Annotated in this window: 13 protein-coding genes and 4 pseudogenes; 9 read left to right on the forward strand and 8 right to left on the reverse strand. The window is 62.3% G+C overall.

Going from position 1 to position 17,901, the window contains the following annotated elements; genetic code table 11:
• Positions 1-121 precede the first annotated feature (121 nt).
• Both DM450_RS02245 and DM450_RS02250 read left to right on the forward strand, forming a co-directional pair.
• On the forward strand, positions 122-1,018 hold the full coding sequence (locus DM450_RS02245; protein WP_142632405.1) for a toprim domain-containing protein: 897 nt from the start codon (positions 122-124) through the stop codon (positions 1,016-1,018).
• A 75-nt stretch (positions 1,019-1,093) separates the two neighbouring features.
• A pseudogene (locus DM450_RS02250) lies at positions 1,094-3,253 on the forward strand (strawberry notch-like NTP hydrolase domain-containing protein); the annotation flags it as partial.
• A 101-nt stretch (positions 3,254-3,354) separates the two neighbouring features.
• Here DM450_RS02250 and DM450_RS02255 read toward each other — a convergent pair.
• From DM450_RS02255 to DM450_RS02265, 3 genes are read right to left on the reverse strand one after another with little or no spacing between them, the layout of a single operon-like run.
• Positions 3,355-4,359 carry a site-specific integrase gene (locus DM450_RS02255; protein ID WP_142632406.1) on the reverse strand — a complete coding sequence of 335 codons (1,005 nt, stop codon included), beginning with the start codon at positions 4,357-4,359 and terminating at the stop codon, positions 3,355-3,357.
• A complete protein-coding gene (locus tag DM450_RS02260) occupies positions 4,356-5,711 on the reverse strand; it encodes a tyrosine-type recombinase/integrase (RefSeq protein WP_008832422.1) in 1,356 nt (451 codons plus the stop codon). The genes DM450_RS02255 and DM450_RS02260 overlap by 4 nt, the downstream gene beginning before the upstream one ends.
• Positions 5,708-6,940, reverse strand: coding sequence for a site-specific integrase (locus tag DM450_RS02265; protein ID WP_142632407.1), 1,233 nt, complete (start codon positions 6,938-6,940; stop codon positions 5,708-5,710). Before DM450_RS02265 ends, DM450_RS02260 begins: the two co-directional genes overlap by 4 nt.
• Positions 6,941-7,069: 129 nt before the next feature.
• Here DM450_RS02265 and DM450_RS26510 point away from each other — a divergent pair.
• Positions 7,070-7,396, forward strand: a pseudogene (locus DM450_RS26510) (methylase); the annotation flags it as partial.
• Between the two features lie 137 nt (positions 7,397-7,533).
• Here the strand turns inward: DM450_RS26510 and DM450_RS02275 are convergent.
• From DM450_RS02275 to DM450_RS02285, 3 genes are read right to left on the reverse strand one after another with little or no spacing between them, the layout of a single operon-like run.
• Positions 7,534-8,538, reverse strand: a complete 1,005-nt coding sequence (locus tag DM450_RS02275) for a tyrosine-type recombinase/integrase (protein ID WP_142632408.1) — start codon at positions 8,536-8,538, stop codon at positions 7,534-7,536.
• Positions 8,535-9,449 carry a tyrosine-type recombinase/integrase gene (locus DM450_RS02280; RefSeq protein ID WP_010408889.1) on the reverse strand — a complete coding sequence of 305 codons (915 nt, stop codon included), beginning with the start codon at positions 9,447-9,449 and terminating at the stop codon, positions 8,535-8,537. The genes DM450_RS02275 and DM450_RS02280 overlap by 4 nt, the downstream gene beginning before the upstream one ends.
• Complete coding sequence (locus tag DM450_RS02285; protein ID WP_142632409.1) at positions 9,443-10,990, reverse strand: tyrosine-type recombinase/integrase; 1,548 nt, start codon at positions 10,988-10,990, stop codon at positions 9,443-9,445. The genes DM450_RS02280 and DM450_RS02285 overlap by 7 nt, the downstream gene beginning before the upstream one ends.
• A 209-nt stretch (positions 10,991-11,199) precedes the next feature.
• On the opposite strand from DM450_RS02285, the gene DM450_RS02290 reads away from it, so the two are divergent.
• From DM450_RS02290 to DM450_RS02300, 3 genes and pseudogenes are all read left to right on the forward strand, one after another.
• Positions 11,200-12,891: a strawberry notch C-terminal domain-containing protein gene (locus DM450_RS02290; RefSeq protein WP_409529356.1), complete on the forward strand. Its 1,692-nt coding sequence runs from the start codon at positions 11,200-11,202 to the stop codon at positions 12,889-12,891.
• 53 nt (positions 12,892-12,944) lie between these two features.
• Complete coding sequence (locus tag DM450_RS02295; RefSeq protein ID WP_142632410.1) at positions 12,945-13,358, forward strand: MbcA/ParS/Xre antitoxin family protein; 414 nt, start codon at positions 12,945-12,947, stop codon at positions 13,356-13,358.
• Positions 13,355-13,882: pseudogene (locus DM450_RS02300) on the forward strand (RES family NAD+ phosphorylase); the annotation flags it as partial. The gene DM450_RS02295 and the pseudogene DM450_RS02300, both read left to right, overlap by 4 nt.
• Before the next feature lie 82 nt (positions 13,883-13,964).
• Here DM450_RS02300 and istB read toward each other — a convergent pair.
• The gene (gene istB, locus DM450_RS02305; RefSeq protein ID WP_142632411.1) at positions 13,965-14,822 is read right to left on the reverse strand and encodes an IS21-like element helper ATPase IstB; all 858 of its coding nucleotides are present in this window, start codon (positions 14,820-14,822) and stop codon (positions 13,965-13,967) included.
• Positions 14,819-16,282 (reverse strand): IS21 family transposase, encoded by a 1,464-nt coding sequence (gene istA, locus DM450_RS02310; protein ID WP_260610094.1) that lies wholly within the window; start codon positions 16,280-16,282, stop codon positions 14,819-14,821. The genes istB and istA overlap by 4 nt, the downstream gene beginning before the upstream one ends.
• Positions 16,283-16,500: 218 nt before the next feature.
• Here istA and DM450_RS02315 point away from each other — a divergent pair.
• The 3 genes and pseudogenes from DM450_RS02315 to DM450_RS02325 all read left to right on the forward strand — a co-directional run.
• Positions 16,501-16,719: pseudogene (locus tag DM450_RS02315) on the forward strand (RES family NAD+ phosphorylase); the annotation flags it as partial.
• 152 nt (positions 16,720-16,871) lie between these two features.
• A protein-coding gene (locus DM450_RS02320) for an IS5 family transposase (RefSeq protein ID WP_142632413.1) occupies positions 16,872-17,629 on the forward strand; the annotation gives its coding sequence in 2 pieces (ribosomal slippage) (positions 16,872-17,205 and positions 17,205-17,629; 759 coding nt in all).
• 3 nt (positions 17,630-17,632) lie between these two features.
• Entirely contained in the window at positions 17,633-17,899 is a 267-nt protein-coding gene (locus DM450_RS02325) for a hypothetical protein (protein WP_221889449.1), read from the forward strand.
• Positions 17,900-17,901: the final 2 nt, after the last annotated feature.

A 17,901-nucleotide genomic window follows, 5' to 3' on the forward strand; every position in this document is an offset into this window, starting at 1 on the left:
CGATCCTTGTCTAGTCGAATCGAGTGAGAACATATAAAGAACAAGTGATGTAGGAAAATTGGAATGGCGCGAGTGCAGAGCGGAGGCTGCGCGGGGAGAGCACCTCAACCGGAGAAGGTCGATGCCCCCGTTTGACAAAGTTCATCAACTCGAACGCCGCGCCCGCACGATCGTCGAAAGCCTTCAGGGTACATGGAGTCGGGGCAAAGGCATGTGCTGCTGCCCCGCACACGACGACCGCACTCCCTCGCTGAGCGTGACGCTGGGGCGCAAAGCGATCCTGTTTCATTGCTTTGCGGGATGCTCGAACGAGGAGGTCATAGCGGCGCTTGACCGCCAGGGTGTTCGCAGCCGTGACCTGTTCGATGGCTCGGGTGCGGTTGCCGCTGATCGACTGGAAAAAAGGACCTTCAATTCCAACGCGCGGCGTTTGTGGCACTCGGCGACGGCGATCTCCGACGGCCCTGCCGAAGGATACCTCGCGCAGCGCGGGATCCTGCGTGCCTCAGATCAGCTCCGTTATCTCGAGCGCACGCCGCTCGGACCACGTGGTGCAGTCCAGTTCCTCCCTGCAATGTTGGCGGCAGTCACAACCGACATCGGCATTATCGCGGTGCACAGGACGTTTCTCGACACGCCGAGCGCAAAGCTCGCCGCTTTCGATCGGCCGAAGCGTGCATTGGGAAGCCTCGGCTGTGGTGCAGTCAGACTTGCCCCGCCGGCCGCAGGCCGGTTGGGCCTTGCCGAAGGTATCGAAAGCGCCCTGTCAGCCACGCAGATGTTTGGCGTCCCTTGTTGGGCAACGCTTGGTAACGAGCGGTTCGGCCTCGTCGCGATTCCAGAGAGTGTGCGCGAGCTTCATTTGTTCATCGACAATGATCGAGGGGGCGAGCTCGCAAATCAGCGCGCCCTAAAGGCATATTCTGCGTCATGCCGGGTGATCCAGTCGCGAGCGCCAGCGTCCGCCGGTTTCGACTGGAATGACGAACTCAAGGCAAGGCTCGCTCGCGAAACCTGATCAGCATGCCAGAGGGGAGGGGGCCTTCGGCTGATTGAGGCCTGCGAGACGCAGGACCTCGTCAGGAGGTTTCCCATGTCCAACTCTTCCTTCGCCTTCGCATTCGATCCACCATCTCCGCCGCTTGTCGTGACGGCAGCCAAAGCAATGGCGTTGCAATTGGCAGCAGGGAGCGCGATTTCGCGTAGCGACATCAACCGCATCATGACGGACCACTTCGGCGGAACCGATGCACTCGGGGCATGGTCAGTCCGTGATGCTCACGCTGCGCTCGAGCTGGCGCAGGTTCAACACCTGCAAGCATCAGATCAGATCCAGCTCACGAGCCCGATCGACGAGGCGGATCAGTTCTTCTGCGGCCTCGCTGCCCGAGTTCCGACCCAGACCAATCGCAGCGACGAGCAGATCGAATGGCAGCAGTTTGCAACGCCGCCGCGGCTTGCTTGGCTTGCCGCACGGGCCTGTGGACTGATGCCCAACGAGCTCGTGCTCGAACCTTCGGCCGGTACCGGCATGCTCGCAGTCTGGGCGATCAAAGCCGGTACGCGCCTTGCCTTGAACGAAATCTCGCCGCCGCGCCGCGACTGCCTGACTGCTGTGTTCCCGGCTGCCCGTGTGACTGGATACGATGCCGAGCTGATCGACGAATTGCTCGATCCGGCCATCGTCCCCAGCGTCGTGCTGATGAACCCGCCGTATTCTCACGGGATCGAGCGGGGACACGATGGCCGCACCGGGGCAAGGCATCTGCGATCGGCCTGGAACCGGCTTGCGCCCGGCGGGCGGCTTGTGGCGATCATGCCTGAATGGTTCGACTGCGTGCGGTTTTTGGCCGGTGCGAAAGGGCCAGTTTCGCTGAGGCTCAATGCCGCCGTCGAACGCGCATTCGTCAGGCAGGGCACTGGCATCACCACGCGACTGCTGGTTTTCGATAAGGTTGAAGGCGCCAACGAGCGCGTCACTATTCGTACAAACGCGTTCCGCCAGCTGGCCGATCTCGTCGATGCCTTGCCGGCTCGCGCCAGCCTTGAGGCTGCGCGCGAGAAATCCAGCCTTCCGGCTCGTTCGCCGCTCCTTTTGCTCGCCGCGCCGCGCAGGCCGCTGCCGATACCAACAAGGATCACTCCTGCAGCCTCCGCCATCCAGCCGCTCAACTACGTGCCGCTTGCAACCCCTGCGCCGGTCGCCCCTCAGGTCGGCCACTATCTGCCCTATCGCCCGAGCAGGATCGCCATCGATGGCGCGGCCGGACATCCGACGCCGCTTGTTGAGTCCGTCGCCATGGGGTCGATCGCCGCTCCGATGCCTGACGCAGTGCCGCAGCTTCCTGAGGGGCTGATTGCCAAGGGACTGCTGTCGGCTGCCCAGGCAGAGACTCTGATCTACGCGGCAAGCGCCCATGCGCGCGATCTACCCGGTCGGTTCGAGCCCGAGGACAAGGGCTGTTCGCTCAAGGCCTCGGCGGAAGGTCAGGTCTACCGACAGGGCTATTTCCTTGGGGACGGCACCGGCGCTGGTAAAGGACGCCAGGTCGCAAGCGTCATTCTCGATCGCTGGGTGCGCGGCGAGCGCCGCCATATCTGGATTTCGAAGAACGAGGCGCTGCTCGAAGATGCCCGGCGCGACTGGGCCGCGCTCGGCGGTCTCCCGATCGACATTCAGCCGCTTGCGTCCTGGAAACTCGGCACCCCCATCGCCATGCGCGACGGGATTCTCTTCGTGACCTATCCGACGCTGCGTTCGGGCCGGAGCGACGCAACGCGGCTCGACCAGATCCTCGCCTGGGCCGGTGAAGACTTCGACGGCGTGATCGTGTTCGACGAAGCGCATGCCATGGCAAATGCCGCTGGCGGCGAAGGATCGCGGGGTAAGGTTAAGGGATCGGAGCAGGGCATTGCCGGGGTGCGCCTACAGAACCTCCTACCTCGCGCACGCGTGCTCTACGCCTCGGCCACCGGCGCATCCGACGTCAACAACCTGGCCTATGCCACGCGCCTTGGGCTCTGGGGTCCGGAGACCGCGTTTGCCAATCGTGAGGCCTTCGTTGCCGATATTCGCGATGGAGGAATTGCAGCCATGGAACTGGTCGCGCGCGATCTCAAATCGCTCGGCCTCTACACGGCCCGGGCCCTTTCGTTCGCCGGTGTCGAGTATGAAATCCTCGAGCATTGCCTGACCGAGGATCAGATCGCGGTCTACGATGCCTATGCCGAGGCCTGGGCGATCTTATGCGCAGCTGCGCATAAGATTGCTTATCGCGAGGTCGCGATAATGCGCAGGAACGTGGCGAAGGCCCGCAAAGCTGCTGAGCATTTCGCCACGTCCTTCACATTATTTCACAAGGCATCGAGCCACTCCATCAGGCTGGCTTCTCGTTTCCACGAAGGTGGCACGTTGCTCGCCGCCGGCGCCCCTACCTGCTCGAGCGCCTTTCGTTTGGTCTCCAGATTGGCCTGTGCGTAGTGGTTGGTCGTATCGAGGCTGACGTGTCCCAGCCAACTGCGGATGACGGTGATGTCGACCCCGGCAGCGACAAGGTGAACGGCAGTCGCGTGCCGGAAGCTGTGCGGCGTCACATTTTTGGACCGAAGCGACGGCACGGTTTCTGACGCCTTTCCTACATAGGAGGCGAGTTTGAACCGCACTCCCGAGGCGCCCAGCGGCTCACCATATCGATTGACGAAGATCCGCTGATCTGGCGCGCGCGGGTGACGTTCCAACAACTTCCTGAGCAACGTCACGGTTTCCGGCCAGAGTGGACAGATACGTTCCTTGCGACCCTTGCCGTAAAGACGCACGAAGTTCGGTGCGTCGAACCGGATCGCCTCGGGACAGAGGTCGAGGGCCTCCTGGATGCGCGCGCCGCTGTTATATAGGAACGAGAGTAGCACGTGGTCGCGCATTCCCTCGATTGTCGACCGGTCGGGCTGAGCAAGGATCGCTTCGACCTCCTCCGGCTCGAGATAGCAGGGTGCAACGGTAGGTTCCCGCTTGAGCGGGACGGTCAGGACCTCGGCGCATTGCGCGATGTATTCGGGATCCTTGTCAGCCACGAAGCTGAAGAAGCTGCGGATCGCGGCGAGCCGGCAGTTGCGTGTACCGATCGTGCCCCTGCGCCCATGCTCGGTGTGGTGGAGGAACGCGCGAACCTCTCCGGCCGAGACGTCGGCCAGCATGATCCGCGCGACCCCGCCGCCCTTTCGCTCCGCGATGAACCGAAGCAACAACCGCCAGGTGTCGCGGTAAGACCGGATCGTATGGACAGATGCACTGCGTTGCTCAGCCAACCATTCCTGAAAGAACGCCCGCAAGAATGCGGGGAAGAGATTGCCCTTCGTCATGACCGCGCCTCCATCGTGAGGCATCGGGCGCCGACGGTCCGGAACCGCTCGCTTGCTTCCTGCAGCAGGTCCTGCGTGACGGTGATGTAGACCAGCGTGGAGTTGATGTCCCGGTGGCCCATGTAGGTGGAGAGGAAGCGCAGTTTGTCCTGCGGATTGACGCCGGATCGATACCATTGAAGGATCCGGTTCACGACCATCGAGTGGCGCAGGTCATGAACACGCGGCCCTGTCCGCCCGGTCGGGGCCTTGAACCCGGCACGGCGCATGACGTTGGTGATCATCGTTGAGACCGTCACCGGGGTATAGCGATCATTGAAGTGCTCGTGCCAGAAGAGCCCGGACCGAGGATCCTGTGGGGCGCCAGCGCGCCGCCTTGCATCGATATAGGCCCGTAATTCGGCCATGACGCTGCCGGTTAGCGGCAATATCCTGGTCTTGTAGAACTTCGTTTCCCGCACTGTGATCGTGTCTGATTGAAGATCGACGTCACCCAGATCGAGCCCGGCGAGTTCACTACGGCGCAGTCCGGCACAATAGGCCAGAACCACCATGGTGTAGAGAACCATCGGCCGCAGCGGCGCGTCCGGCGACGGATAGGAGCGGGCAACGTCGAGCATCTGCCGAACGTCGGCCGGGCTGAAGATGTGCGGTCGTCGATGCTCTCGTGCCACTTCCCGCTCGGGACGGGCGTTGAAGCGTTTCGGTGGGATGCTGGGATCAAGGCGATACCGCGCCTTAGTCAGGAGGCGCCCGAGCTTCTGGCATTCAGCCGCGTGATTGCGGGTCAGCTTGGCAGTTGCCCAGCGCGCCAGCATCGTCTCAAGCGATGCCCCTGTCAGTTCCGGGGTCGCCTGGAGGAACCGATCGAACCGCAATAACCAGTGAGCCTGAGTCTCATACTGATACCCCCGGCTCCGCATCAACGCGACATGCTCACGCATGAAGTCCCCCAGCGAGCTGCCGAAGGGCGCGGGGCGTCGCAATGCGGCCAGGGCTCCGTCGGGATTTGCGGAAGCCAGCGCTCGCCAGATCGGCTTGCTTTGTTTGACGTTGTATTGACGGCGAAGCACGGCAACGGGATTATCTGCGATCAGCCCGATTTCGACGAGGTGGTCGAGGAAGCGATCGACAATGCAGACCTGGTTGAGCAGCGTCGGCATTCGCCAACGTTTTTCCATTTCCTTCAGCCAGACTTCGAGCATCTGCCGGTCGACCGCCGGATGACGCTGGGCTACATTCTCGAAGCTGCGAAGGAACCAGCGATAAGTCGGCCTGCTTCCCTGCCGGAACTGCGATTTTTCCAGGAAGGCGTCGATGACCGTGCGATCGGGATCGTGCCAAGCGCTCATGGCAGCACCTCCGATCCGGGCACGTCGAGCGCCACGGCTCGGAGATCATCTATCGCCAGCTTGAGATAGGCGTTGGTGGATTCGGTGGATCGATGTCCGAGCACGTCGCCGATGATCTTTTGCGGGACCGACGCCCGCAGCATTTCGACCGCCCGCGCGTGGCGAAAGACATGCGCTCCTCGCTTTCCCGGCGGCTCGACGCCAGCGGCTGACAACCGCCCGCGGATCATGCCATACAGGTTTGTCATTGCGATATAGGGCGCGCAGGACCGGATGAAGATTTCCCGCCCCTCAACCTGGGGGCGCCCATTACGCAGATAGTCGAGGAGCGCCTCACCAACGGGCGCCAATAGCGGCAAGTAGGAGTACGCATTGGTCTTGGTGTGACGGATACGCAGGGCTTCTCCGCGCCAGTTCACGTCTTCAAGCCGAAGGCGACAGATCTCACCTTCGCGCAACCCATATGTGGCAAGCAGTTGAAGTACCGCAAGATCGCGCAGTCCCCGCGGCGATCCATCCTTCTTCGTCGCCGCCAGCACCGCGGCGATTTGGCGCCTGTCCAGCGTCGAGGGCACGTCTTCATAGGCGTAGAGCATGGGGCCGATGATGTGCGGCGTGAGATCCATCGGGATGCGCCTCGTCCGATGCAGATACCGCACCACCGACCGGAGCCGCTCAGCGACATCGGCCAATGATTTGCGCCGTAATCCAGGGGCGCGCATGTCCATGTAGAGATCGACCTCCCCGATGCTCAAGGTGTCGAGGCTGGCGGCCCCGCCCCGTTCGAACTGCCATCGCAGGAAGTTCCGTGCCTCCCACAGAAGCGCCGAGATGGAAGCGCTTGCCAGACCGCGCTCGTCGCGCAGCCATGCCTCATATTCGCAGCAGATCGCCTGCCGATACGCGGTTTCCGGTTCGGTCATCTCTGGCTCGGGCGGCCATTTGCCTTGGGCAAGCCGGAGCAGTTTGTTGATCGATGTGCGGGGCAACATCTGCCAGCGCGCACAGGGAGGCCGCCCGTACTGGGCTTCGAAATCCTGAACTGCATAGGCAAGATACTGATCGACCTGCGCCAGCGTCACAGTTTCCACCTGCACGCCGCACTCGGCCAGATAATCGAGAAACGCGCGGGCGTACAGGCGATGGTTCGCTACGACCACCGGGTTATAATTCTGCGTCGTGAGCAAATTCGAGAGTTCGGCGATCAACTCGTCGTGCAATTTCAACATGCTTTTATCCTCAGCTGGTCCAGAGACCGCCGAGGTTCGCAATCAAAATAATGCGCAGCAACATCGCCCCGCATTAGGAGAATCCACGTCGCTGCCGCGTTCCTTCACATTATCGCGACCTCGTGATAAGCCATCATCCACGCTAACCTGCGCGAAGCGCTGGAGGCCACGCGCATCGTCGACGGCGAAACCGGCGGGACGCTCAACTCGGGTGCCAAGTCCGCAGCGCTGTCGATCTTCGAGGGGACCAAGCAGCGCTTCTTCGCGCAGCTGCTTCTGTCGATGAAGCTCCCCAGCTTGCTGCCCGCGATCGATACGGCGATCGCCGATGGGCATGCCGTTGTCGTGCAACTCGTCTCGACGGCAGAGGCCATGCTCGACCGGCGACTGGCCGACCTGTCTGACGAGGAGCGCGAAGCTCTCGAGATCGACCTCTCCCCGCGGGAATATGTGTAATGTTGAGCTCAACATTACACGTATTCTTTGCAGTCGCAGTTTATGTCGAGCGTGGCGGCGGGAGGCGCAGGTTTCCTTCGGTTTTCCATGATTTCACTCCAGATAAAGTGAGTGCCAGGGGGGTGTCCGGAGACGGGCTAGGCTCGCCTTCGAACGTCGGTGAGCATGGTGATCAGGGCATCGGATGGCGGCTTGAAGCGCCCGGGCTTGATGGCAGGTGCGCCGTGCGCCGCGAGAATCTGCAGCTTCTCCTCGGGATCGGCGCGCAAATAGGTCTCGGTGCTCTGGATGCTGGCATGGCCGAGCCACAATGCGACTTTGCGAATGTCCCCTGTCGCCGCGAGCGTGTGCATTGCGCAGGAATGGCGCAGCACGTGCGGTGTTACGCGCTTTCCAAGGATTGACGGCTGCTTCGTTGCCGCGGTCTTGACGTGCTCGGCCAAACGGAACGCAAACCCGTCGCGTGTCATCGGCTGCCCGTTGGCATTGAGGAATATCTCGGCGACCTCGGCTTCGGGGCGGATCGCAATCCACGCGCGCAATGCGAACCGAGTCTCCTTCCAGAGCGGCAGGACCCGTTCACGCCGACCCTTGCCCAAGATGTGCACGGTCGAAAGCGAGCGGTCCGGGAAATCGCGCAGTTGTAGCGTTACGAGTTCCGACACCCTCAGCCCGCCAGCAAAGGCCAGATGCAGCATTGCGCGATCGCGGGTGCCAAGGCGTGTCCGGGGATCCGGGGCATCGAGCAAAGCCTTGATCTCTGCCCGGTCGAGGTAGTCGATCAGCGCCTTGTCGGTCTTCTTGGTAGGGATCGATCTGACGCGAAGGGCCTGATCCAGGCAGGCCGGAACACGATACTCGATGTAGCGGAAGAAGGACCGGATCGCGGCGAGCCTGCCATTGCGGGTCCGAACACAGCTGCCGCGACCGTTCTCGACATGGTCAAGGAAGGCCATGATCATGTCGGTGCCGAGATCCTCGATCTCGAGATCGGTCGGCCGACGCTTCAGCCGATCGGCAGCGAACTGGACCAGGAGGACGAAGCAGTTGGCATAGGTCTTCACCGTGTGCGGACTGACAGCACGTTCGCGCGGCAGATGTTCACGCAGGTAGATCGAGAGATGCGGAGCGAGTGCCGTCATGCCGCTTCTCCCCGGTAAAGTTGCTCGCTGGCGGCAGCGATATCGCGCAGCAGCACCGGAGTGGCCTCGAGATACCAATAGGTGTTGGCGACCGACGCATGCCCCAGATATACGCTGAGTCCGGCCATGTGGTGTGCGATGGCTTCCCTGTCGCGCGGACAGGACTCAAGGGAACGCACGGCGAAAGTGTGCCGCAGGTCGTGTAACCGCATCCCGGCCGTTCCGGTCGGTCCGCGGTATCCGAGCTGCCGGGCCAGCCTGACGAACACCACGTGGGCGCGCACCTTGTGTGGTGCTCTGCCCCGAATGGTCACGAACAGGTCATTGCCCGTGGCGCCAAGCCTTGCTCGGGTGGCGAGATATGCTTCGAGCGCCTGACGGGTCGATGGCTGCAGGGTAATCAGCCGCTGCTTGCCGAACTTGCCGTTGCGGACGATCAGGCCATCCTCGACCAGATCGTTGCATTGAAGAGCGAGGGCCTCGGAAATCCGGAGACCTGTCGCCGCCAGCAAGCCGAACAAATAATGGTACGTGTATGGGCTGATCGTGTCTTGGGACGCAACGTCCAACGCAGCGGTCATGATCGCCCGGACCTGTTCCGGTTCGATGATGGTCGGGGTCGGGCGTGGCCGCTTGCCCCGACCGAAGACACCGGCAGGCGGAACCTCGTAAACTGGATCATCGGCTTGGATAAAGCGGCTGAAGTTGCGAACGGTATCGAACCTCCGGCGGGCCACATTTTGCGAACTCGCCGTGTGGCACCAGTCGTAGATCCGCTGGACTTGGATGTGCCGGTCACCGAATCCTCCGGCGTAGGCGGCGTACAGGCGCAGCATGCGTTCCTGTTCAGAGAACTTCCGCCCGAGGCTGCGATGCAGCGCCACGTATCTGGAAATGTGGATATTCAGCATGACTGTTCTCCCGGCCAGGGCTGCGCGATCTTCATGAGCATCGGCAGATCGACCTTGGCGTAGATGGCAGTGGTCTCGGGCGAGCTGTGACGCAGGATGGTTCCGACGGACTCCAGGCCTGCGCCCGCTCGCAGCAGGCTGGTGGCAAGCGAATGCCGGAATATGTGCGACCCGGTCGGCACCCCATCGATCCCACCGCGGTCGCGCGTACGGGCGACGATGCCAGCGATCTCGGCGGACGAGCGGAATGGCCGGAACGGCGCTTGTGCGCGCAGGAACAGATGCTCTTCGGCGGCCCTCGGGCGGGCTCCCGCAAGATATGCCAGGATCGCGTCGCCAACATCCTGCGGCAACGGCAGGCGGTCCGGCCGGCGCGTCTTGCCCTTGACCGTCAGGTGACCAGATCGCCAGTCGATATCCTCAAGGCGCATGTCCCGAATATCACCGGCGCGCAGCCCAAGTCTGGCGAGCAAGAGTATGATGGCCTTGTCCCGGACCTCCACCGGACGATCTGTTGGACAGGCCGCAATGATCCTCTCGATCGTTGCCGAGTCGACGTGGCGCGGCAGCGTTGAAAGGCGGTAGCGCTGCACAGATGGAACTGCATGCGACAATGCCGGCCGGCACTCGCCACGCACGACCAGAAACCGGATGTAGCTCCTCATTATCGTGACGAGCAGCGATGCCGAGCCCGGCGTCTCCTGGCTTCGTCGTTGGAATGCGCTCCTGAGTCCGGCGGCATCCCATAGCGAAGGCTCGCCCAACATAGGGATGAGCCGTCTGATATCGGTCCGGTAGCGCCGGATCGTCTCGTCCGTGGCGCCGCGGTGTTGCTTGAGCCATGCCAGGTAAGCCGACATGTGCGGGTCATCGTCCGCCACCGGTTCAACCAATGGGATGGCGCCCCGGCCTCGAAGGAACTCGACGAAGTGCCGTGCGCATCGCCGCCGCCGCTTGGTGCCCGTTGCGACCAGCTTGCCCCGCTTGCGCCAGACCGGGCATCGGCAATCATGCGCGGCGTACTGGTCGATGATCGTGTCATCGATATCGATCCATTGGCGCCGCGCCATGCGAAGCCAGGCCACGAAATGCTCGGCCTCGGACCGATAGGCCTGTGCCGGTCCCTCGGCGAGTTGCAGGCAAGCGATCGCATCGAAATAGTCAGCGAGGTGCCGTGGCAGATCGTCGATCCCGTCGTCGACTTCGACGTAGCCTTGATCTTCCAGGAACCGGACGAAGCGCCTGACCCTTGCTGCTTGGTCAGCCTTGTAGTGCGCTTGCTGCGCCGAATACCGGTGGCACCGGCACCGATGCTTCTCGAACCGCCGGACAGCCTGATCGTCAATCGTGCGGATCGCGGTCCTATGCCGCTCCAGCCAATGCAGGAAATGGCGGACCGCCGCGCCATACAGAACCGCACAGCCTGACTTCTCGTCGAGGGACAGAGAGGAGAGGAATGCGGTGAGAAGAGCGCCGTGACTGGGCGGGTCTTCGCCCCTGAGCGGGGCAGTCCGAAACGGCAGTGATGATCGTGTTCGCATGTTGGCTCCTTCGACTTGCTGAGGTCGACGGAACCGTAGTTATCTGGAGTGAAATCATGGAAAACCGAAGGAAACCTGCGCCTCCCGCCGCCACGCTCGACATAAACTGCGACTGCAAAGAATACGTGATCGACTACCTCGCCAAGAGCTTTCCAGTCCGCTTGATGGCGGTGTTCACCGACGAAAACGGCAATCCTCGCTCCGAGCCGATGAGTGACGAGCATGGCGCGCCCGTGCAATGTCGCTCCGCGCTGGCCGCGCGCGACCGGATGATCGAGCAGCTCTGTGCATTGCCGCCGATTGCCACCGCGCTCGATGCCATCATTGAGCGCTTCGGCGTTGACCAGGTGGCGGAAGTCACCGGCCGCACGCGCCGGCTCATCGTTGGGCGCGACGGTCGTCAGAAACTCCAATCCCGGTCGCCCCGCGCCAACGTCGCTGAGACCCAGGCGTTTATGGACGGTGCCAAGCGTATCCTGGTGTTCTCCGATGCCGGGGGAACGGGGCGCAGCTACCATGCCGATCTGGCCGCGAAGAACCAGGCCCGCCGCGTACACTTCCTGCTCGAGCCGGGCTGGCGGGCTGACGCCGCAATCCAGGGGCTTGGCCGCACCAATCGCACCAATCAGGCATCGGCCCCGCTGTTCAGGCCCGTGACGACAGATGTGCGCGGCGAGCGCCGCTTCATCTCGACGATCGCTCGGCGCCTCGACAGCCTCGGCGCTCTGACCCGCGGACAGCGCCAGACCGGTGGCCAGAACCTCTTCGATCCTGCCGACAACCTCGAAAGCATCTACGCCAAGGAGGCGCTCCATCGCTGGTTCGGCTTGTTGTTCACCGGCAAGCTCGAAGCCGTCGGTCTCGGGCGCTTTCAGGAGCTGACAGGTCTCCGGATCGAAGCGCCTGATGGTTCGATGGTCGATGACCTGCCGTCGATCCAGCGGTGGCTCAACCGCATTCTTGCGCTTCCCATAGCCCTGCAGAACGCGATCTTCGATGAGTTCATGGGGCTGGTCGAAGCGCGTATCGATGCCGCCCGGCAGGCTGGCACGCTCGATCTCGGCCTCGAGACCATCGCAGTCGAGGACTTCACTGTCCTGTCGGACACGCTGCTGCGCACCGATCCGGCATCGGGCGCGACGACCCATCTCCTCGAACTGGAGATCGCCAGAGCCTTGAAGCCGCTCACGTTGAAGCGGCTCGAGGAGATCCACGGCCTCACCGGGCAGCGGCAACGGCCGGTTCGAAATGCTCGCTCAGGCCGGGTTGCCTTGCTCGTGCCTGCACGCAGTATTCTTGCTGATGACGGCACCCGCGTTTCCCGCTTCGAACTGCTGCGCCCCTTGAAGCGGACTCACATCACCGAGGATCAGCTCGCTGAGAGCAGCTGGGAGGCAATTTCCGTCGACGTTTTCCGTGAAGCCTGGGCGGCCGAAGTTGAGGAAGCGCGGACCAGCCACAAGCGCGAGCGCCTCTATCTTGCGACGGGCCTCCTGCTGCCGGTCTGGGACAAGCTGCCTTCGGATTTCGTGAGGGTGAGCCGCATCTCGGCTGCGGATGGCCGGTCGCTCCTTGGCCGGGAGGTTCCCGTCCACTGCGTGCCCGAACTGTGCCGAGCGCTGGGTCTGGAACGCGAGCAAACTCTTTCCGCCGACGACGTTGTCCAGACCGTCTTGGCAACGGGCAGGGCCATCGAGTTCGCGGGCCGCGAGCTGCTCATGGTCAAGCGCAGCTTGGTCAATGGCTCACAGCGAATTGAGCTTACGGGATGGAGTGCTGCTCGGCTCGACTGGTACAAGGCCCAAGGCTGCTTTACCGAGATCATCCGCTATCAGACCCGGCTCTTCGTGCCGATCGAGGGCGCGGCGAACGTGATTGCCAGACTGGCATCATCGGTATAGTTCCTTGCCAAATGGCATTGTTCGGCGTACATGATGCCATATGGAGAACTGCCATGCTGGCGCTGCAACCCGTTGATACTGCCGTTACCGCTTTCCGTCCCGATCCAATAACCCAGGACGAGGCATCTGCCATGTTCCGGGCAGTCCTCAATCTGTTCGGCAAATGGGAACTGACCGACGAGCAGGCTGCAACCCTGCTCGACATGCCGGTGCGCTCGTATCGCCGATGGAAGGCGGAAGGCCCCGGGCGTATTTCGCGCGATGGGCGTGCGCGCCTCTCCAATCTCATGGGCATCCACAAGGCGCTCCGGATCATCTTCTCGGAAGCGACCCGCGGGTATTCTTGGATCAGAGCAGCGAATGAAGCGTTCGGCGGAGCCACTGCGCTCGACGTGATGCTGGGAGGCGAGCTTACCGACATCATGCGGGTGCGTCGCTATCTCGACGCCGAGCGCGGTGGCTGGTGAGCGTATCGGCAGATATTCCGATTTCTCGAGTTGAGTGGAAAGGCGCTGTCAGGATCATCCGCAGTGCCTTCCCGCCCATCGATCTGTTCGAGGACATCGCTGATCCAGCCGACTGGCCGCTGCTGATCTCAGCAGAGCAGAAAACCAATCCTCGCATCATGGCGACGATCGGCAATCTCGACCTCGTTCCGGTTGACCGGCGCGTCGGCGGCAACGGGGCCTCTTACCTCATGGCGCCATTCACCCACGTTAGCACCGATCGACCGAGCCGCTTTACCGATGGCAGCTACGGCGTGCTCTACGTTGGGGACCGTTTTGAGACCGCACTGTTCGAGACGATTTACCATCACGCCCGCTTCATGGCCCGGACGAAGGAAGCACCTGGCTGGACCTCACAGTTCCGAGAGATCGTCATGTCAGTCGATGCTGACCTCCATGATCTCAGAGCTGCAGATGCAGAGCTAGCCGCGACGCTGGACCCTGACAGCTACGCGGCATCTCAAGCTCTTGCAGCGTATCTCAGGTGTAGCGCGACAAACAGGATGAGGATTGCGCGTCAATCAGGATGAGAATGTGATTGTCGCGGCGCGTCATTCAGTGCCGATTTTAATTGTCGCTGGCAAGGACCTCGTTCTCATCCTGATTGTCGCGGATGGTCTCGAGGACTTTGGGTGTGGTGTAGGCGGCAGGACGTCCAGCCCCGGTGCGGCGGGCCTGGGCTGTGCGCCGGCGATAGCTTTCGACGTTCATCTCGAAGATCGTGGCGTGATGTACGAGCCTGTCGACTGCAGCGAGCGTCATTGCCGGGTCCGGGAAGACGCGGTTCCACTCACCGAAGGGTTGGTTGGCGGTGATGAGCAAGGATCTGCGTTCGTATCGGGCGCTGATCAATTCGAAGAGGACGGAGGTTTCCGCCTGATCGCGCGAGACGTAGGCGAAGTCGTCGAGGATGAGCAGATGGTACTTGTCGAGCTTGGCGATGGCGGATTCCAGCGTCAGTTCGCGGCGAGCGACCTGCAGACGCTGAACGAGGTCGGAGGTGCGGGTGAACAGCGCTCGCCAGCCATTTTCCACCAATGCCAGGCCGATCGCCGCCGCCAGATGGCTTTTACCGCCGCCTGGCGGGCCGAACAGGATGAGATTGGAACCCTGGTCGAGCCAGCCATCGCCGGCGCACAGGGCCATGACCTGAGCCTTGGAGATCATTGGCACAGCCTCGAAGGCGAAGCAGTCCAGTGTCTTGCCCGCCGGCAGGTGGGCTTCGGCAAGATGACGCCCGATCCGGCGGCGATCGCGTTCGGCGAGTTCGTGTTCGGCGAGAGCTGCAAGGAACCGGCTCGCGGGCCATCCTTCCTTATCCGCCTGGGCCGCAAAATCTCCCCAGATATGCTTGATGGTTGGCAGGCGCAGTTCATTGAGCATCAGGCTCAGGCGCTGTGCGTCGATCATGGGAGCCGTGCTCATGCTGCTTCTCCCTGTTCGATCAGCCCGTCGTAGATCGAGAGCGACACCATCTCGACTACGACTTCGGGTAAAGTGGCGGGATCGGGGCTGAAGCGTGCCCGTAATGCCGCCAGGCATGGGATCCTGCGGATCGCCAGGTCCTCCTCCAGGAGATGGGCGAGCTCCGCCTCGCAGGCGCGCTCGTGGGCCATGGCCAGAAGCTCGACCATGATCCGGCAGGCTTCTTTCTCGCCCACGGCGTCCAGCAAGTGCTCGAACATGAGGCGGTAGGGCGCGCGGGGGAACAGGCTGTCACGATAGACCAATCCCCGCAGGGCCATCGGCTTGCGGCGCAGGGAATGAATGACATGACGATAATCGACAACGTGGCCGTGCTTGCCGTTCGCACCGGCGCGGCCGCGCTGCAGGGTCATGAGCCTTGTGCCGCCGATGAAGACATCGAGACGGTCGTCGTAAAGGCGCACTCGCAGGCGATGTCCGATCAGGCGCGAGGGGACCGTGTAGAACACCTTGCGCAGGGTGAAGCCGCCCGAGGACGTCACCGTCACGAGGACTTCCTCGTAATCGGTTGTCCGCATGTTTGGGAGGGATCGCAGCGCCTTGCGTTCGGCATCGATGCCGGGACCATGGCGCCGGTTCCTTGCGGTCACGACTTCGTCGATGAAGCGGCGATAATCGGCAAGGTCGGTGAAGTCCGTGGTTCCGCGCAGCAACAGCGCGTCCTTCACTGCGGCCTTGATATGGCCGTGGGCGCTCTCGATCGCACCGTTCTCGTGAGCAATGCCTGTGTTGTTGCGCGTCGGCTCCATTCCATAATGGGCGCATAGGGCGTCATACCGCCTGGTCAGGTCGGCCTTCGTATCGGCGTCCAGATTGCGGAAGGCGGCCGACAGGCTGTCGGTGCGGTGGAGCCTGGGCGCTCCGCCGGCAGACCAGAGCGCATTCTGCAGCCCTTCGGCCAGGGCGACGAAACTCTCGCCGCCCAAAATGACATGCCCATGTTCAAAGCCACCGCAAGGCAGGCGGAAGTGATAGAGCAAGTGATCCAGCGGTGCCCCGGCGATGGCGACGTCCAGATCGTTCATGCACGTAAAATCGGACATGCCGAGCCGACCCGGTTCATGAACCTGCCTGAAGATGACTTCCCGATCCTGGCCGTTCAGAGCGCGCCAGTCGCGAATACGCCTCTCCAGGGTTCGTCGTGAGCCGAACTCGGTATCCGGGTACCGGCGGCGCAGTTCCTCGAAGATCGCGACAGGACGAAGACCGGGGGCGGCCTCCAGCATCGGCACGACGACTTCTTCGAAAATGCCTGATAGCGGATCAGGCCGCCGTCGGCCGCGCGGCGCCTGTCGCTGGGAACGCAGGCGCGCATCCTGCAGCACCCGGTAGCCGGTCGCCGGGCTGAAACCGGCCTTGGCCGCCGCCAGGGCGACGGGATCGTTACGTCTGTGGGTCATGAAAAGTCTCACCTGATGATCGTTGATGTGTCGGCCCGCCACACGTCAGGTCCTCCTCCCTGGGAAAACCCAATGCATAGCGACCACCACGACCATCACAGGCACCCTTCAAAAGGCGCCTCCTGCGTTCCGGGATCGGCTACGGGCTACGCCCTTCGCCAATCCCGGAACGCAGGATTCTCATCTTGTTTGTCGCGCTTTCTCAACCTGAATGTCGCGCGACACTCAGGGGCTCTGCATCCGACGGCATTGTCTACCCGAGCATCCGCCATCGTGGTGGGGAGTGCGTCGCGCTCTTCTACCCGGACTGCGCGTCAAACCTCTTGCAGGGGCGGCACCTCGACTACCACTGGGATGGCGAGCGCGTTGACCTCGTCCGTGATGCTGGATCTGGGGCTGTTTTCCGTATCGTCGATTTGCCGATCGATCCGATCTGATCGCAGAAATCCCGAGTAGTCGATAAAGTGCGGTCTGATTACTGCACTCAATGAACGGTCAGCGGCTCTGCCTTCGACGAAGCTAGCGCTAGGCTCAGGACCCATTGATTGGCTGACGGCGATGTGATTCAGGCTCCGCGAGGAGACTGAGCATGAGCGACCTGTATTGGCTGACGGACGAGCAGATGGCGCGGCTGTTGCCGTATTTTCCCAAGAGCCACGGCAAGCCAAGAGTTGACGACAGGCGTGTCCTGAGCGGGATCATCTTCGTCAATCGGAACGGCCTGCGCTGGCGGGATGCGCCCAGAGAATACGGGCCGCACAAGACATTGTACAACCGCTGGAAGCGGTGGGGCGAAATGGGCGTGTTCACTCGGATGATGGAGGGCCTGTCCGCGCAGAGGGCCGAGCCGCAGACCGTCATGATCGACGCGACCTATCTCAAGGCCCACCGCACGGCGTCCAGCCTTGGGGTAAAAAAGGGGATCTCGGGCGTTTGATCGGACGGACAAAAGGCGGCATGAACACGAAATTACACGCCATCACCGATGCCAACGGGCGTCCTTTGAGCTTCTTCATCACGGCCGGCCAGGTAAGCGATTACACCGGTGCAGCGGCCTTGCTCGACGATTTGCCCAAGGCCAAGTGGATGCTCGCCGACCGCGGCTATGACGCTGACTGGTTCAGAGATGCGCTGGAACAAAAGGGCATAAAACCGTGCATTCCGGGCCGCAAATCCCGTTCTTTGCCCGTCAAATACGACAAGCGGCGGTACAAGCGGCGTAACCGCATCGAGATCATGTTCGGTCGTCTGAAGGACTGGCGCCGCGTGGCAACGCGATATGACCGCTGCCCAACCGTCTACTTCTCAGCCCTCGCACTGGCGGCCACCGTACTCTTCTGGCTGTGATCAGTGAGTCCTGAGCCTAACCCGGCGCTGTCCCCGAGTCAGCAAGCGGCGCTTGAGGCCGAATACGGAATGGTTGACGGCAGGCTTATCGTCACCAAGCGGCTGAGCCAGACCTTCTACCTCATGACCGAGCACAATTTCGATGTTGCACCTGATACACTGCCGCCGGGCAAGCAGCAGCTGGTGCTCCTCAATCGCGAGGAGGTCGTTAATGCTCGGACCATGGCTCGCAAGCTGTCGATCGACGCGATCGAAAGAGCCTCTCGTTGAAC

The organism is Sphingomonas sp. IC081, from assembly GCF_006874585.1.
Lineage (GTDB): Bacteria > Pseudomonadota > Alphaproteobacteria > Sphingomonadales > Sphingomonadaceae > Novosphingobium.

Coding starts and splice junctions, on each gene's coding strand:
- DM450_RS02295 (WP_142632410.1), top strand. CDS start 12,945: ATGCTGGCGCTGCAACCCGTTGATACTGCCGTTACCGCTTTCCGTCCC.
- istB (WP_142632411.1), bottom strand. CDS start 14,822: ATGAGCACGGCTCCCATGATCGACGCACAGCGCCTGAGCCTGATGCTC.
- DM450_RS02290 (WP_409529356.1), top strand. CDS start 11,200: ATGAGTGACGAGCATGGCGCGCCCGTGCAATGTCGCTCCGCGCTGGCC.
- DM450_RS02245 (WP_142632405.1), top strand. CDS start 122: ATGCCCCCGTTTGACAAAGTTCATCAACTCGAACGCCGCGCCCGCACG.
- DM450_RS02265 (WP_142632407.1), bottom strand. CDS start 6,940: ATGTTGAAATTGCACGACGAGTTGATCGCCGAACTCTCGAATTTGCTC.
- DM450_RS02285 (WP_142632409.1), bottom strand. CDS start 10,990: ATGCGAACACGATCATCACTGCCGTTTCGGACTGCCCCGCTCAGGGGC.
- DM450_RS02275 (WP_142632408.1), bottom strand. CDS start 8,538: ATGACGGCACTCGCTCCGCATCTCTCGATCTACCTGCGTGAACATCTG.
- DM450_RS02280 (WP_010408889.1), bottom strand. CDS start 9,449: ATGCTGAATATCCACATTTCCAGATACGTGGCGCTGCATCGCAGCCTC.
- DM450_RS02255 (WP_142632406.1), bottom strand. CDS start 4,359: ATGACGAAGGGCAATCTCTTCCCCGCATTCTTGCGGGCGTTCTTTCAG.
- DM450_RS02260 (WP_008832422.1), bottom strand. CDS start 5,711: ATGAGCGCTTGGCACGATCCCGATCGCACGGTCATCGACGCCTTCCTG.
- istA (WP_260610094.1), bottom strand. CDS start 16,282: ATGACCCACAGACGTAACGATCCCGTCGCCCTGGCGGCGGCCAAGGCC.